Raw genomic sequence first — 2,508 nt, 5'->3', positions numbered from 1 at the left:
TCGGGGAACAGTTCGACCGCCCTCGGCACGGGAACCGTCGCCAACAGCTTTGGTACCGCGGTTGGATCGACCAGCCAAGCAACCGGCGGCAACGCGACCGCAATGGGAGCGGGTAGTAACGCAAGCGGCGGCAATTCGATAGCGCTGGGAGTGGTCAGCCAGGCAACCGGCGGCAATTCTCTCGCCGCCGGGAACGGCGCCAACGCCAGCGGAGTCTCGGGCGTCGCCGTCGGCAACGCTGCTAAGGCGACTGGCAACAGCTCAACGGCACTCGGGGTGCAAGCGCTGGCGATCGGCGACAGCACGGTTGCTGTCGGTCAGGGCGCCGGCGCCGGGTCAACCACCGGAAATGCCAGCTCGGTCGCGGTGGGCGTCGCGGCAGGCACGCTCGTCAGCGGCGGACAGAATACCGCTGTCGGCGGCGGCGTCCCAAGCGTCTTGAGAGGCGCCGGCTCCGGCGTCACGGGGCAGCGCAATGTCGCCCTCGGCACTGGTGACGGCGCCGTTGCCTATGACGCAACGCTCTCCGCCTCCGCGGGCAATCTGGTCACCGGCAACGACAACATCGCGATCGGAACCAATGCCGGTATTGGTGTCGCCGCCAGCAACACCGCGTCGATCGGCCACAACGCTCAAGCCAGCCAGACCAACGCCGCAGCCATTGGCACGGGATCCATCGCCAGCGGCGTGAATTCCATCTATCTGGGCGCACGCTCCGCTGCCGGAACGGGGGCTCTCGCTCAGAGCGCGATCGCTATCGGCGTGGACGTGACGGCAAACGTGGCTGATGCCACGGCGATCGGCCGTACAAGCGTGGCATCGGCCCAGTTCGCCGTCGCAATCGGGGTAAATTCCCGTGCGACGGGGACAAGCTCGTCAACGCTCGGCCCTAACGCACTCGCCTCTGGCAATTTCGCATTGGCTTTCGGCAATGCCGCTCTGTCGAGTGGGATCGGCTCGGTCGCGATTGGGTCGGGTGCCCAGGGCACGGATGTTGGCGCCGTGGCGCTCGGCAATGGCTCCCGTGCGACCCTCGCGCGCGCAACGGCGCTGGGCGTTAGCGCATCGGCGAGTGGCGCGAGCGCGCTGGCGATGGGCGATACCGCGAACGCGAGTGCCCAGAACGCGATCGCCGCCGGAACGAACGCGGTCGCAAACTCCGCCGATGCCGTCGCCATCGGCACCAGGGCGAATGCAAGCGGCGGCAAGGCTGTCGCCATCGGCGCCGACAATGTTGCCTATGGCGACGGCGCCGTCTCCATCGGCGATCCCAGCTATGCCAGCGGTACCGGCGCCTTCACCGGCGGCGCCAACAACATCGCCAACAGCGACGGCACGGCAACCGCCACCGCGGCCAATATGGCCAACGGCGCCGTCGCCATCGGCAACAGCAACAAGGCGATCGGGCAAGGCTCGGTGGCGCTGGGCAACGGCTCGACGGCGGGCGCAGCCGGCCTCGCCGGGAACGTCGCACTGGGCGATGGCGCGACAGCGGCGGCAAGCTCCGGCGATGTCGCGCTTGGTTCGGGCTCGGTCACCACTACGGCGGTCGGCACGGCCAGCGGTGTGGTCAACGGAACGACCTACGCCTTCCAGGGCACCAATCCGACCTCTACGGTCAGCATCGGTGCACCCGGCGCCGAACGCACCATCACCAACGTCGCTGCTGGGCGGATCAGTTCAACATCGACCGACGCGATCAATGGCTCGCAGCTCGCCGCCACCAACCAGGCGGTGGACGCCATCGGCGCCGTCGTCAACAATCTCAACGTCGGCGGCGGCATCAAATATTTCCACGCCAACTCGACGGCGGCGGACTCCTCGGCCACTGGTACGGACTCGGTCGCCATCGGACCCGTCGCGACCGCGACGGGGACGAACGCCATCGCGGCCGGCGTCAATTCGAGCGCCTCCGACGCCAACGCCTCGGCCATCGGCAGTGGCGCCGTCGCGTCGGCGCTCGACGCAACGGCACTGGGGTACATCTCCAAGGCCTCGGGCCAATACAGCACCGCCATTGGCGCCAACGCCACCGCCACAGCCACTTCCAGCACGGCGATCGGCCAGAACTCGCTTGCGGCTGGCGTTCAGGCGACTGCTGTTGGTGTAGGCGCCAATGCCGTCGCCCAGAACGCGCTCGCGCTGGGCGCCGGCTCTGCTGCTGGCAATGCGGGCGACGTGGCGCTCGGCTCAGGCAGTGTCACTGACGTCGCCGTCGGCACGCCCAGCACCGTGATCAATGGCACCACCTACGCCTTCCAGGGCACCAACCCGACCTCGACGGTCAGCGTCGGCGCGGTCGGCGCCGAACGCACCATCACCAACGTCGCCGCCGGACGGATCAGTTCGACGTCGACCGATGCCATCAACGGTTCGCAGCTCGCCGCCACCAACCAGGCCGTCGACGCCATCGGCACCACGCTCAGCACCATCGGCGGTTCCGTCACCAATCTCGGCAACACGTTCAACAACATCGCCGGCGACACCTCGACCACCTATACCGATGCC

Annotated in this window: 1 protein-coding gene; it reads left to right on the top strand. The window is 68.1% G+C overall.

What is annotated here, in order from left to right; genetic code table 11:
* Positions 1–2,508: beta strand repeat-containing protein (locus EN914_RS31925; RefSeq protein ID WP_407067825.1), on the top strand; the 2,508-nt coding region annotated here is incomplete at both ends.

Origin of the sequence: Mesorhizobium sp. M7A.F.Ca.CA.001.08.2.1, assembly GCF_003998455.1 — a bacterium.
Taxonomy (GTDB): Bacteria; Pseudomonadota; Alphaproteobacteria; order Rhizobiales; family Rhizobiaceae; genus Mesorhizobium; species Mesorhizobium ciceri.
Note: the sequence above shows the minus strand (reverse complement) of the source record. Positions and strands in the feature narration are given on the sequence as shown.